This is a genomic window from Sphingobium sp. JS3065 (assembly GCF_026427355.1).
Lineage (GTDB): Bacteria > Pseudomonadota > Alphaproteobacteria > Sphingomonadales > Sphingomonadaceae > Sphingobium.
On record NZ_CP102664.1, the window covers coordinates 15581 to 28610 of the forward strand.

Here is a 13030-nt window from a genome sequence, read left to right on the forward strand (position 1 = left end):
CGAAGCAGGCGGCCCACCTGCTGACTCGGAAATCACGGAAAAGAAAACCCTGGTGACTCGAATCCCTGATGCCCTAGCGCCGCATCGCCGCCAAGGCCAGCGCGGGAATGGCCGCTGACGGATATGATGGCTTCGTCCAGCGTCAGGCGGCGGATCGGCGTGCCGGGCGGAAAGGCGCTCAGCAACCGGCTGGGCATGGCGGCGGAGAGGATGACGAAGCAGCCCCGGTCCTCCGCCCGCCGGATCAGCCGCCCGAACGCCTGCGCCATCCGCGCCCGGATCAGCCGGTCGTCATAGGCCGATCCGCCCCCGGCCAGCTTGCGCGCGGCATGCAGCACGGTCGGTTTCGACCATGGCACGCCCTCCATCACCACCAGCCGCAGCGAATGGCCCGGCACGTCCACCCCGTCGCGCAACGCATCGGTGCCCAGCAGCGACGCGCGCGGATCGTCGCGGAAAATATCGATCAGCGTGCCCGTATCGATCGGGTCGACATGCTGGGCGTAAAGCGGCAGTCCCGCCCGCGCCAGCCGGTCGGCGATGCGCGCATGGACGGCGCGCAACCGCCGGATCGCGGTGAACAGGCCCAAAGTGCCGCCACCCGCCGCCTCGATCAGCCGCGCATAGGCCCCCGACAGCGCGGCAATGTCGCCGCGCTTGATGTCGGTGATGATCAGCACTTCGGATCGTTCCGGATAGTCGAAGGGGCTGCTCGCCTCGAACTGTTCCGCCCCACGCGGCAAATGGTTCGCGCCGCTGCGGCTGGCCGCATTGTCCCAATCGCCGCCCCCCTTCAGCGTGGCGGATGTGATCAGCACCCCCTGCGCCGGTTTCAGCACCGTCTGCGCCAGGGGCCGTGTCGGGTCCAGCCAGTGGCGGTGGATGCCGATGTCGAATTCCCGCCCCTCGATCCGCTCGACCGCCAGCCAGTCGACGAAATCCGCATCCGCCGGTCCGCCGATCCGCGCCAGCAGCGCCAGCCAGGCCGTCACCAGATCGCGCCGCCAGCCGAGCGAGGCGATCGCCCCCTCGACCCGCGCCCGCGCCGCGCCGTCCAGCCAGTCGGGCGCATCCTCGATCACGGCCTCCATCCGCTTGCCCAGATGGGTGAGGGGACGCAGCAGATTGTCCAAAGCCCGCGCCGCCTCCTGCGCCGCCTCGACCAGCGCGCCGTCCGGTTCGGCCAGTTCGGTCTCCAGCCCATAGCCTGCATCGGCCTCGCCCGTATCGGCGGCCCGCGCATAGACAGTCCCCCGCACCGCCGCGAGCAGTTCTTCCACCGGCCCGAAGGGTTCGCCCGCCACGATCCGCTTCAGCCATTCGTCGGCGGGCAGCGCCCGCGCCGCCTCCGCCGCGGCCCTTATCGCCTCGCCACCCTGCTCGTCATAGCTGGCAAGGTCCGACAGGCGCGCCGCCAGCCCCCGCCTCCGCCCCCGCGCATTGCCCTCCGGCCCCATCACCCAGCGGCGCAGCTCTATCGCCTCCTGCCCCGACAAGGCGACGGAAAAGGTCGAATCCGCCGCATCGAACAGATGATGGCCCTCGTCGAAGACGATGCGCTGCGGCGCCTGGCCCGTCTCCCGCCCCCGCGCCGCATTGATCATCACCAGCGCATGATTGGCGATAACGATGTCGGCATCCGCCGAGGCCCGCGCCGACCGCTCGATGAAGCATTTGCGATAATGGGGACAGCCCGCATAGATGCACTCGCCGCGCCGGTCGGTCAGCGCCGTCGACCCATTGCGCCGGAACAAAGTCGGCAGCCATCCCGGCAGGTCGCCGCCGATCATGTCGCCATCCTTGGTGAAGGCCGCCCAGCGCGCCACCAGTTGCGCCAATATCGCCGCGCGCCCGGCAAAGCCGCCTTGCAACGCATCCTCCAGGTTCAGCAGGCAGAGATAATTTTCCCGCCCCTTGCGCACCACCACCCGCTTCGCCGCCACGGCGGGATCGGGGAAAAGGCGCAAGGATTCCCGGTCCAACTGCCGCTGCAACGCCTTGGTATAGGTGGAAATCCACACCGTCCCCTGCGCCTCCCCGGCCCAGAGCGATGCGGGCGCCAGATAGCCCAGCGTCTTGCCGATCCCCGTCCCGGCCTCCGCCAGCAGCATGTTCGGCTGGTCGCGATGCGCCCTGGGCCGGAATATCTCCGCCGCCGCAGCAGCATAGGCGCGCTGCCCCGGCCGCGCCTCGGCCCCCGCGCCGGTCAATTGTTCCAGCCGCGCCACCACGGCGTCGGATTGCAGCGAAACCGAACGCGGGGCAGGGCGGGGCGGGTTTTCCTCCCATTCCGGCAGTTTGGAAAAGAGCCAGCGCTCCGCCTCCTTCGGCTGAGCGATGCGCCCGGCCACCAGCGGCGCCCAGGGCCAGCGCAGCCGGTGCAGCGATTGCGCCGCCGTCCAGCCGCCCTCGCGCTCCGTCCATGCGGGAGTTGCGAGCGTCGCCAGCAAGGCGCCCGTCGCCGCCTGCAACAATGCGGGAATATCCGCCTCATCCGCCGGACGCGGCAGGTTCAGCGCCTCGGCCAGCCCCTTGGGCGTCGGAACCAGAAAGCGCGCCGGATGGATGAAGGCCCATAATTCCAGCAGGTCCAGGCCATTGAGATCGGGATAGCCCAGTCGCTGCCCGGTCAGCGGCGCGTTCAGCAACAGCGTCGGCGTCTCGGCCGTGCGCGCTATGGCCGTGCCCTTGGCGACGGCGGCGGTCCGATCCCCTTCCCTAAGCCATATGCCGCCATGGCTGGCGTGAAGGGCGGGCAGGACGGCGGGATCGATCACCCGACCCGCTTAGGCGAAAGGGAACAAAAGGGAAACCTGAAATCGGCCCGTTTCAGCCGAAGCGACGCCCGAATCCGCCCGCTGGTCGCGCGCCCGGTTGATAGGCCGTCGCCGCCAGCCGTGCCGCGCGCGACATCTCCAGCCGGTCGAACAGCGGCCCTTCCGTCAGTTCATAGGGGAAGCGGATGCCCATCCGGTCCTCCTCCGACCATTGCACCGTGCCGAACACGACATGGCCTTCATAATCGATCTGGCACTGGCTGCGCACCGGCAGGCCGCAACCCATTATCTGGGCGCCGCCTTCGCTCAAATCGACGATCATTCCTTCCACGCTGTCGAGCACCGTCGTCACGACGACTGGTATATCGACCGTTATTCTATGACGGCTGCGCGGCTGCATAGTCCCTCCTGAGCCCCCTAAGCTCCCGATAAATATGCATCATCAGGGTTAATCAAAGTTAAATGGGTTGCACGAAAAGACGGGATTCGTCTCCATTTTGGCACCTGAAGACGCACCTTCGGGTCCAATATGGGGTTTGATCTATATTAATGAAGTTTTTGCCTTTCCATCCGACGCCATGAAATTTTCCGAGTCGTCCGATGTTTTCAACGGCCATGAAAATGCTTAGGGGGGAGCGCATCATGACCGTGTCCGAACTCATCCGCACCGCCGCTCAGGCGTCCAAGGCCTGGCCCTATGAGGAAGCCCGCAAGCTCCTGAAACGCTATCAGAACGGTGCGCCCGAAAAGGGCCATATCCTGTTCGAAACCGGCTATGGTCCGTCTGGCCTGCCGCATATCGGCACGTTCAACGAAGTGCTGCGCACCACCATGGTCCGCAACGCCTATCATGCGCTGTCGGACATTCCGACGCGCCTGATCGCGTTCAGCGACGATATGGACGGCCTGCGCAAGGTGCCGGACAATGTCCCCAACCAGGCGATGCTGACGCAGCATCTGGGCAAGCCGTTGACCCAGGTGCCCGATCCGTTCGAAAAATTCGAAAGCTTCGCGCATCACAACAACACCATGTTGCGGGAATTTCTCGACCGCTTCGGCTTCGACTATGAATTCGTCTCCGCCACCGACCGTTACAGGGCGGGCGGTTTCGATGAGGCGCTGAAGAATGTCCTGCGCCATTATCAGGACATCATGGACATCATGCTGCCGACCTTGCGAAAGGAACGGCAGGCGACCTATTCCCCGGTCCTGCCGATCAGTCCGAAAAGCGGCATCGTGCTGCAAGTGCCGGTAGAGGTGATCGACGCCGACAAGGGCCTGGTCCGCTTCGAGGATGAGGGCGAGATCATCGAGCAATCGATCCTGTCGGGCGGCGCGAAGCTGCAATGGAAGGTCGACTGGGCGATGCGCTGGGTCGCGCTGGGCGTGGATTATGAGATGGCGGGCAAGGATCTGATCGATTCCGTCACCCAATCCTCCAAAATCTGCCGCGCCCTGGGCGCTCGGCCCCCCGAAGGTTTCAATTACGAGATGTTCCTCGACGAAAAGGGCGAGAAAATCTCCAAGTCCAAGGGCAACGGCCTCAGCCTGGAGCAATGGCTGACCTATGGCCCGCAGGAGAGCCTGGCCTTCTACGCCTATCGCGAACCGAAAAAGGCGAAGCAGCTTCACATGGGCGTCATCCCCCGCGCCGTGGACGAATATTGGCAGTTCCGCGGCAATTATCCGAACCAGGCGGTCGAGCAGCAACTCGGCAATCCGGTCCACCATATCCATGACGGCAGGCTGCCGGAGGGCAGGTTGCCGGTGACGTTCGGCCTGCTGCTGAACCTGGTCGGCGTGATGGGCGACGCCAGCCGCGAACAGGTCTGGGGCTATCTGCAAAATTATGTCGCGGACGCCAATGCGGAGACTTATCCGGAACTGGACGCGCTGATCGGTCATGCGCTGGCCTATCACCGCGATTTCGTCGCCCCCACGCTCAAGCGCCGCGCTCCTACCGAAAGCGAAGCCGCCGCGTTGCGCAAGCTGGACGATGAACTGGCGGCGCTGCCGGACAATGCCTCGGCAGAGGATATCCAGAACATCGTCTACGCCATCGGCAAGGATGAGGCCTATGGTTTTGCCGAACTGCGCGACTGGTTCAAATCGCTCTACCAGACGCTGCTGGGCGCCGATCAGGGGCCGCGCATGGGCAGCTTCATCGCGCTCTACGGCATCGGTAACAGCCGCCGCCTGATCGCGGAGGCGCTGGCTGCGTGAGGGGCATTCGCCGGAACATTCCGGTGCGTCGGGCGTTTCGGTATATGGTCCACCCCCTTTCGGACTGATGGTGGGTTTCACGCGCCATCGGCCGCGCCCGCCCGGAAACGAGCGGCGCGGCCAAGGGGCTTAGATCCGTCCTAATGAAAATCCCGCGATTGCGGCAATATCCGGACATTGCGCGGATGGCCCGAAGGCTGCGCATGATGCAGGCGGGCAGGCTCCGATCCTTGGGACAGCCGCGCCAATTCCGCCGTCCGGTCATGAATCCGGCTCGCCATCAGATGCACGACCCCCTCCTTGCTGCGCTGCACTTCACCCTCCACCAGCATCAGCCGCGACGCCATGACCGGCCGCCGCTGCATTTCGAACAGCCGCGCCCAGAGCAGGATGTTGGCGATGCCCGTCTCATCCTCGATAGTGATGAAGACGGCATTGCCCTTGCCCGGCCGCTGCCGCACCAGCACGACGCCCGCCGTCTTCACCCGCGCGCCGTTTTTCGCGGCGGCGGTTTCGGCGCAACTCAGCACCCCCTCGGCGGCGAAGACCGGCCGCAGGAACTGCATCGGATGCCCCTTCAGCGACAGGCGCGTCACCAGATAATCGGCCTCGACATGCTCCGACAGCGGCATGACGGGCAGCATCGCATCGGGTTCCTCCCCCAATTCCCGCGCCTTGGCGGCGGCGAACAGGGGCAGTTCGTCCGAAGGCGTCCGCCGCGCTTCCCATAGGGCCGCCCGCCGGTCCTGCCCCAGCGACCGGCAGGCGTCGGCGTCCGCCAGCAAGCGCAAGGCCCGCGACGGCAACCCCGCCCGCCGCGCCATATCCTCCATGGTGGCGAACATGCCGTCCATGCGCGCCGCGACCAGCCGCTTCGCCCAATCCTCGCGAAAACCGTCGATCTGCCGCAGCCCCAGCCGCAGCGCCAATGCCCGTCCCTGCCCCTCGCCCTGCTTGCCGTTGCGGGAGCGCAGCAGCGGTTCCAGCCCATTGTCCCACCCGCTCATGTTCACATCGGCATCATGCACGGTCACGCCATGCTCCCGCGCATCCCGCACGATCTGCGCCGGGGCGTAGAAGCCCATGGGCTGGGAATTGAGCAGCGCGCAGGCGAACAGCGCGGGCTGATGGCATTTGATCCACGCCGACACATAGACCAGCCGCGCAAAGGACAGCGCGTGGCTTTCCGGAAAACCGTAGCTGCCGAAACCCTCGATCTGCTTGAAGCAGCGCTGGGCGAATTCCGCCTCATAACCGCGCTCCACCATGCCCCTGATCAGTTTTTCGCGGAAATGATGGATGGTGCCGACGTTGCGAAAAGTCGCCATGGCGCGACGGAGTTGATTGGCCTCCGCGTCGCTGAAATTAGCCGCCACGATCGCCAGCCGCATCGCCTGTTCCTGGAACAGCGGCACGCCAAAGGTCTTGCCCAGCAGGGATTTCAGTTCATCCGCCGGGCCATGTTCCGGGGAGGGCGAAGGATAGTCCACCTTCTCCACCCCGCTTCGCCGCCGCAGATAGGGATGCACCATGTCGCCTTCGATCGGCCCCGGCCGCACGATCGCCACCTGCACCGTCAGATCGTACAGGGTGCGCGGTTTCAGGCGCGGCAACATGTTGATCTGCGCCCGGCTTTCCACCTGGAACACGCCGATGCTGTCGCCCCTGCACAACATGTCGTAGACGGCTGCGTCATCCGCCTCCAGATCGACCGTCAACTGATGGTCGCCCAGCCCCTGTTCGCGCATCAGGTCGAACGCCTTGCGGATGCAGCTCAGCATCCCCAGCGCCAGTACGTCGACCTTCATCAGGCCCAGGGCGTCGATGTCATCCTTGTCCCATTCGATGAAGCTGCGATCCTCCATCGCGGCGTGATGCAGCGGCACCGTCTCATCCAGCCGGTTCTGCGTGAGCACGAAGCCGCCGACATGCTGGGACAGATGGCGCGGAAAGGGTTGGACCAAAAGCTGACCGATGATCGCCTTCAATTGCGCGATCTGCGGATTGTCGAGCGCGAAGCCCGCCTCCACGATCCGCGCATCGCCCATGTCGCCGGCATAGCTGCCCCAGATCGTGCCGGAGAGGCGCGTCACCACATCTTCGCTGAGACCCAGCACCTTCGCCACTTCCCGCACGGCGCTGCGCGAGCGGTAATGGATGACGGTGGCGGCGATCCCGGCGCGATGGCGGCCGTAGCGCTCATAGATATATTGCATGACCTCCTCGCGGCGCTCATGCTCGAAATCCACGTCGATGTCTGGCGGTTCGTCGCGCTCTTCGGACACGAAACGGGAAAAGAGCAGGTCGTGCTTGCACGGATCGACCGAGGTCACGCCCAGCAGGAAACAGATCATGCTGTTGGCCGCCGAACCGCGTCCCTGGCACAATATGCCCTTCGTCCGGGCAAAGGCGACGATGTCGTGCACGGTCAGGAAATAATAGGCATAGTTGCGTTTGCCGACCAGTTGGAATTCCTGGTCCAGCATTTCCCGCACGCGCCGGGGTATGCGCGGGCCATGACGGGCATGGGCGGCGGACCAGGTCAGTTCCTCCAGCCATTGCTGGGCGGTCCAGCCCTCCGGCACCGGCTCATGCGGATATTCATAGGCCAGTTGGTCCAGCGTGAAATGCACCCGGCGGAGGAAATGCAGGCTTTCCGCCACTGCCTGCGGACAGTCGCGGAACAGCCGGGCCATCTCGGCGGCTCCATGAACATGCCGCTCCGCATTGGCTTCCAGCGCCCGGCCCGCCCGGGCGATGGTCGTGCCTTCCCGGATGCAGCCCAGCACATCCTGCAAGGGCCGCTGATCCGGCGTCGCATAAAGCGAATCCATGGTCGCGAGCATGGGAACACCCGTCCTTGCGGAAAGCGCCTGGAACGCCGCCAGCCGCCGCGCATCCCGCCCATCCCGGTTCAAGGCGGCGCCCAGCCAGATCCGCCCCAGCGCAAGGCGTGACAGACGAAGCAGCACCCCTTCCAGATCGCCCGGAGGCGGCGCAGGAACGAGACTGAGATGCCCCTGCCGGATCGCCTCCTGCGATGGCCGGTCGTCATAGTCATAATCCACCGGCTTGCGATGCGCGGTCTGCTCGGTCGCGGTGGAACAAGGCATCACGATCAGCAGCAAATCGTCCAGATAGGCGGTCAGATCCTCATAATGCAGGATACAGTCGCCCTTCACCGACCGGAGATTGCCGAGGGTCAGCAATTTGGTCAGCTCCCCCCATCCCCGCCGCGTCGCCGGATAGGCCACGATGTCCGGCGTGCCGTCGGCGAAGACCAGACGCGCCCCCACGATCAGGCGCAGGTCGGTGCGGCAGGCGCGTTCCTCCTCCTCGCTGAGTTCCAGCGGCTGGCCCGCTTCCTTGCGCGCTTCCAGCAGGGCGGCGCGCATCTTCTCTGGCCAGCGCTTGCACGCCACATGGGCGCGGACCACCCCGGCGACCGTGTTGCGGTCCGCAATGCCCAGCCCCTCCAGACCCAGCATGATGGCCCGCGCCACCATGTCCTGCGCATGGGATGCGCCGCGCAGGAAGGAGAAATTGGTCGCCGCCACCAGTTCGGCGAAGGGGGGCGCATCGGGCCGTTTCATGCGAACAGGCCGTGGATATACCAGCCCGGATGCACCGCCTCGGTCCCGTACAGGCCGTGACGGAAAATCCAGTAGCGCCGTCCCCGCGCATCCTCGACCCGGTAATAGTCCCGCGTCAGGCCCACGCTTTCGCCCGCCAGCGCGCCGTCCCTGGCCGTCCACCATTCGGGCGCGATGCGTTCGGGGCCTTCATAGCGCGTCACCTCATGCAAGGCGCGCCGCCAGCGGAAGCGGTGCGGCGGGCCGTCGGGCACCTGCGCCACCACATCGATCGGCTGGGGCGGGTCGAACAGGTGGAGCGGACGCAGGGGCGGATCGCCCGCCTCCTGCCGTTGCGGCCAGCTTGCCGGAACGCGGCTTTCCACGGCGGGCAGGGCAAGCTGGGCCTGTTCGGGAATATGGCTGTCGCGCGGTTCCAGCCGCTGGATGCGCGCCCGCCCCGCCCGGACTGACAGCCGGTCGACCAGCGCGGCGACGCTTTCCCGGCTGCGCGCCTCGCCCCCCTCCAGCGCCAATTGAGTGGGGGCCATCGGTTCGGTCTGCGGCACGGCGAGGCGCAGCATGTCGAAGCCGAAACCGGGGTCGAGCGGGTCGGACAGCGCATCGATCCGTTCCCGCACCAGCCGCATGATGGCGGGCGCATCCCGCACCGGCAGGCTGGTTTCGACGCGCAGCGGAAAGGCGAGGCCGTCGCTGCGGAAGAACAGCGCCTCGAACCGGCGTCCGCCCTGGCCCCGTTCGCTCAGCCGCTCGCCCGCTTCGGCCGCCATCTCCTCCAGCACCTTCAGGGCAAAGGCGGTGCTGCCCATCGGTTCGGCGAAACGCCGCTCGATCCGGATGGCCGGGCGCGGCCGTCGCGGCGCGAGCGGCCGCCGCCCCAGCCCCAGCAGGCCGTGCAGCGCATCCACCGCATCCTCGCCGAAGCGCGCCGCCAGCGCCGACGCGGGCCGCGCCGCCAGATCGCCCACCGTGCGCAGGCCCGCCCGGCGCAGCGCCACCGCGCTTTCCTCCTCCAGCCGCAGCGCCTCGACCGGCAGGCGGCGCAGCGCCGCATCCTCGTCCGCCGCCGCGCCCACGGGAAAGCGGCAAAGCGCATGCGCGCCCTCCGCCGTCCCGGCCAGGGCATGGCGCACCCGCATGCCATGCCGCTCCAGCCGGTCCGTCGCCTCCCGCGCCAGCATCTCCTCCCCATTCCAGAGATGCGCGCAGCCGCTGATGTCGAGCATCAGGCCGAAGGGCGGGTCGAGCGCGGCGATCGGCGTATAGCGCGCGCAGCCGTCGCACAGCCGCTCCAGCCAGTCCTGGTCGCCATGGGGGTCGGCATCGAACAGCCGCAGGTCCGGTTCCCGCGCGCGGGCGTCGGCCAGCGTCATGCCGGGCGTCAGGCCCAGCGCCAGCGCGTCGGCATCCAGCGTCGCCAGCCGCATCGCCCCGCGCACCTGTTCCACGACGACCGCCGGTCCTTCGCCCCGCGCCGCCCAGAGGTCAGGCCGCGCGATCCGCAGCCGGTCGATCGGCAGAAAGGGAAACCACAGCGCCAGATAACGGCGATTGGCGATCCCTTCCTCCGCCGCCCCTCCTGTCCCTTTGCCCAAGGTCATGGCGTTCATCCCGACCATCTCCACTTTCTTCAAACATGCCCCGGCCATTGTCCCACACCAGCCGCCAGTTCAGCCCGTCCCGTCCCGCCCGCCGCCGCAGCAAATGGAGGTCGAAGGCGCTCATGCCCGGTCCATTGCCCGGCAAGGGCGGGGAGGGCGCCGCCGCCACCCGCCAGCGCGTGTCCGCCGCGCTGGGCGCAGGGTCGCCGCCCACCCGCAGCATGAAAGCCGTCACCCCCGACGCTTCGGCCGCCAGCGCCAGACGCCGGCTGGCCGTCAGGTCCAGCAAGGGCGCCCGGCCCCGCAACTCCACCGCCAGCGCACCCAGGGCTGGACAGCGCAACGCATCCACCGCCGCGCGCAGCAGCATGGCGTCATCCGCCATGACGCCGACCACCAGCCGTTCGGGATCGACGCCCAGGGCCGCAAGGCCGGGACCATAGGGCAGGCCGCCCGCCCGTCCCGCCGCCGCCGTCCGCAGCCAGAGCAGGGGCGCTTCCCCCGCCGCCAGCCGCGCAAGGATCAGCCCCAGGCCCACGCCCGCTCCTTCCTCCTCCGCCGCGGCGAAAAATTCATGGACCCGGCCCCGCCCCAGGCCGCCGTCCAGGGCCGTATCCAGGGCGGCATGACCCGTCCTCACCCGCGCATGGGGTTGGGGGGCTGGAGCGCCCTCCAGCGATGCGATATGCCTTTTCAGGGCAACGAGGGTCCCTACCGACTCAGTCATGATATTTGTTCCTGATTTGTTCTTTTCCTTCTTTCAAGAGTGGCTGTCAATCAGGCACTGGTCAGGCGTATGATCCGAATGGATTGCGCCTTCACCGCCGTAATCGCCGAAAGGAAAAGGAAATAACGGATCGTCAGGCTGCTGATGGTTGTCCATCGCCGACTGACGCAGCGCTTGCCGGACAGGATGGGGGAGGGGCCTTTTCTTCCCGCGCCTTCCTATATCCAAAGATATGGTCACGCAGTTACCCTGCCATTCAGGCGATCCTGTATGTACAAGCCGGCCTCGATTCTTTCAAATCGCTGACAGACAAGTTCAGCATCATGACATCGCCCGAGTCTTAGAAGGGAAATATGAGGGGCTACCGGTCCCGTGAAAATGAAGGCGAACGTCATGTTGAGGAAAATGATGCTGGCGGGGTTGATGACCGCGACGGTTCTGGGCGGGATCGCCCCGGCCTATGCCCAGCGGGGCGACGACAATGGCTGGCGCGGTCGCGGCGGCGAACGGTCGGGGCGGCCCGATGGCGGTCGCGGCGGCCAGGCGCAACCACCCGCGCCCATTGCCCAACCCACCCAGCCCCAGCCCCAGAACCAACCAGGATGGCGCGGCAACGATGCACGCCCCGCACAGCGCGGCCCGGCGACGGTGACTCGCTGGAACCGGGAAGAACAGCGTTTCCAGACCACCCAGCGCGGCGATGACCGGAACGACCGGCGTGGCGACAATCGTCCGGGATGGCAGGGCGACCGGCGCGACAATGACCGGCAGGATCGGGACAGGCGCGACAATGACAGGCGCGACAATGACCGGCGTTGGGACAATGATAACCGGCGCGGCGGCTGGAGCGGCAACAATTGGAACAACGGACGGCGCTTCGACGATCGAACCCGTTGGGAAGCACAGCGGCGGTGGGACAATAGCTGGCGCAACGACCGGCGCTATGACTGGCGAAGCTATCGTTCGCGCTATGGCGACCGCTACCGGATGGGGCGCTATTATGCGCCGCGGGGATGGAGCTACGGCTATTCGCGGTTCAGCATCGGGATATTCCTGAACAGCCTGCTCTATTCGAACAGCTACTGGATCGCCGATCCCTATTCCTACCGCCTGCCGCCCGCTTACGGCACGCTGCGCTGGGTCCGCTATTATGACGACGCGCTGCTGGTCGACATCCGCGACGGCTATGTGGTCGACGTGATCCACAATTTCTTCTGGTAATGCCGGAAGGCAGATCTCCTGAATGGCCTTCAGGAACCGGAAGCATCGTTCGCGATGCGGCCGCCAAAGACTGGACCCGGAGCGTCACGCTCCGGGCCCTTTTCATTTGCGTCAAAAGCCCGCGCGGTGGCATTGGGGCGGCATGAACGAGTTTGTTGACGATGGCGGCGTCGCCTCGGTTGCCAGGGCGCGGATCGGCGATGCGGTGCGGGCGCGGCTGGACCGCAATCCGATGGTCAGCCGGATCGATACGCCGCAACTGGAAATCTATGGGCGGCAGGAGTTTCTGAGCGCGGAGGAATGCGCGGGGCTGCGCGACCTGATCGACGCGGGGGCGAAGCCATCCACCTTGTTCTCCGGCAGCGCCAATGCCGATTACCGCACCAGCGCAAGCTGCAACCTCAGCCCCTGGGATCCGCTGGTGAGCGCGATCAGCGACCGGATCTGCGCGCTGACGGGCATCGCCGCCGAACAGGGCGAAACCCTGCAGGGGCAGCGCTACCAACCGGGACAGGAATATAAGCCGCATTGGGATTTTTTCCCGGTGACGGCCAATTACTGGCCGGCGATGCTGAAGACAGGGGGCCAGCGAAGCTGGACGGCGATGATCTATCTCTCGCCGGTCGAGGCGGGCGGGGAAACGCATTTTCCGCATTGCGAATTCATGGTGCCCCCGGTCGAGGGCATGCTGCTGATGTGGAATAATATGGAGCGGGACGGATCGCCCAATCGCTCCAGCCTGCACGCCGCGCGCCCCGTCGAGCAGGGCGTCAAATATGTCGTCACCAAATGGTTTCGTGAACGGCCCTGGCAGCCCTGAATGACAGCCCTCGTGCCGTCGACATCGGTTTCCGCCAATTCCCGATTGCCGCCTGAAACGAAAAAGCC

General features: G+C 66.4%; 8 protein-coding genes. 3 read left to right on the plus strand and 5 right to left on the minus strand.

The window, feature by feature from the left end; genetic code table 11:
- Positions 1-32: 32 nt before the first annotated feature.
- Together NUH86_RS00095 and NUH86_RS00100 are read right to left on the minus strand one after the other, a co-directional pair.
- Entirely contained in the window at positions 33-2777 is a 2745-nt protein-coding gene (locus tag NUH86_RS00095; RefSeq protein ID WP_267250690.1) for an ATP-dependent DNA helicase, read from the minus strand.
- Positions 2778-2829: 52 nt separating this feature from the next.
- On the minus strand, positions 2830-3177 hold the full coding sequence (locus tag NUH86_RS00100) for a PilZ domain-containing protein (protein WP_267250691.1): 348 nt from the start codon (positions 3175-3177) through the stop codon (positions 2830-2832).
- A 242-nt stretch (positions 3178-3419) separates the two neighbouring features.
- Here NUH86_RS00100 and NUH86_RS00105 point away from each other — a divergent pair, with 242 nt between their 5' ends.
- The gene (locus NUH86_RS00105) at positions 3420-5000 is read left to right on the plus strand and encodes a lysine--tRNA ligase (protein WP_267250692.1); all 1581 of its coding nucleotides are present in this window, start codon (positions 3420-3422) and stop codon (positions 4998-5000) included.
- Positions 5001-5140: 140 nt separating this feature from the next.
- Here NUH86_RS00105 and NUH86_RS00110 read toward each other — a convergent pair whose 3' ends face one another.
- Genes NUH86_RS00110 through NUH86_RS00120 form a run of 3 tightly spaced genes read right to left on the minus strand, consistent with a single transcriptional unit; the run spans position 5141 to position 10921 of the window.
- Complete coding sequence (locus NUH86_RS00110; protein ID WP_267250693.1) at positions 5141-8593, minus strand: error-prone DNA polymerase; 3453 nt, start codon at positions 8591-8593, stop codon at positions 5141-5143.
- A complete protein-coding gene (locus tag NUH86_RS00115) occupies positions 8590-10194 on the minus strand; it encodes a Y-family DNA polymerase (RefSeq protein WP_267252179.1) in 1605 nt (534 codons plus the stop codon). Before NUH86_RS00115 ends, NUH86_RS00110 begins: the two co-directional genes overlap by 4 nt.
- The gene (locus tag NUH86_RS00120) at positions 10079-10921 is read right to left on the minus strand and encodes an ImuA family protein (protein WP_267250694.1); all 843 of its coding nucleotides are present in this window, start codon (positions 10919-10921) and stop codon (positions 10079-10081) included. The genes NUH86_RS00115 and NUH86_RS00120 overlap by 116 nt, the downstream gene beginning before the upstream one ends.
- 393 nt (positions 10922-11314) lie before the next feature.
- On the opposite strand from NUH86_RS00120, the gene NUH86_RS00125 reads away from it, so the two are divergent.
- On the plus strand, positions 11315-12142 hold the full coding sequence (locus NUH86_RS00125) for an RcnB family protein (RefSeq protein ID WP_267250695.1): 828 nt from the start codon (positions 11315-11317) through the stop codon (positions 12140-12142).
- 142 nt (positions 12143-12284) lie between these two features.
- A complete protein-coding gene (locus NUH86_RS00130) occupies positions 12285-12962 on the plus strand; it encodes a prolyl hydroxylase family protein (RefSeq protein ID WP_267250696.1) in 678 nt (225 codons plus the stop codon).
- The last annotated feature ends 68 nt before the right edge of the window (positions 12963-13030 follow it).

What these genes read in the sequence shown, in the direction of transcription:
- NUH86_RS00100 (WP_267250691.1), bottom strand. Translation starts at nt 3,177, where the DNA reads ATGCAGCCGCGCAGCCGTCATAGAATAACGGTCGATATACCAGTCGTC.
- NUH86_RS00105 (WP_267250692.1), top strand. Translation starts at nt 3,420, where the DNA reads ATGACCGTGTCCGAACTCATCCGCACCGCCGCTCAGGCGTCCAAGGCC.
- NUH86_RS00110 (WP_267250693.1), bottom strand. Translation starts at nt 8,593, where the DNA reads ATGAAACGGCCCGATGCGCCCCCCTTCGCCGAACTGGTGGCGGCGACC.
- NUH86_RS00115 (WP_267252179.1), bottom strand. Translation starts at nt 10,194, where the DNA reads ATGACCTTGGGCAAAGGGACAGGAGGGGCGGCGGAGGAAGGGATCGCC.
- NUH86_RS00120 (WP_267250694.1), bottom strand. Translation starts at nt 10,921, where the DNA reads ATGACTGAGTCGGTAGGGACCCTCGTTGCCCTGAAAAGGCATATCGCA.
- NUH86_RS00125 (WP_267250695.1), top strand. Translation starts at nt 11,315, where the DNA reads ATGTTGAGGAAAATGATGCTGGCGGGGTTGATGACCGCGACGGTTCTG.
- NUH86_RS00130 (WP_267250696.1), top strand. Translation starts at nt 12,285, where the DNA reads ATGAACGAGTTTGTTGACGATGGCGGCGTCGCCTCGGTTGCCAGGGCG.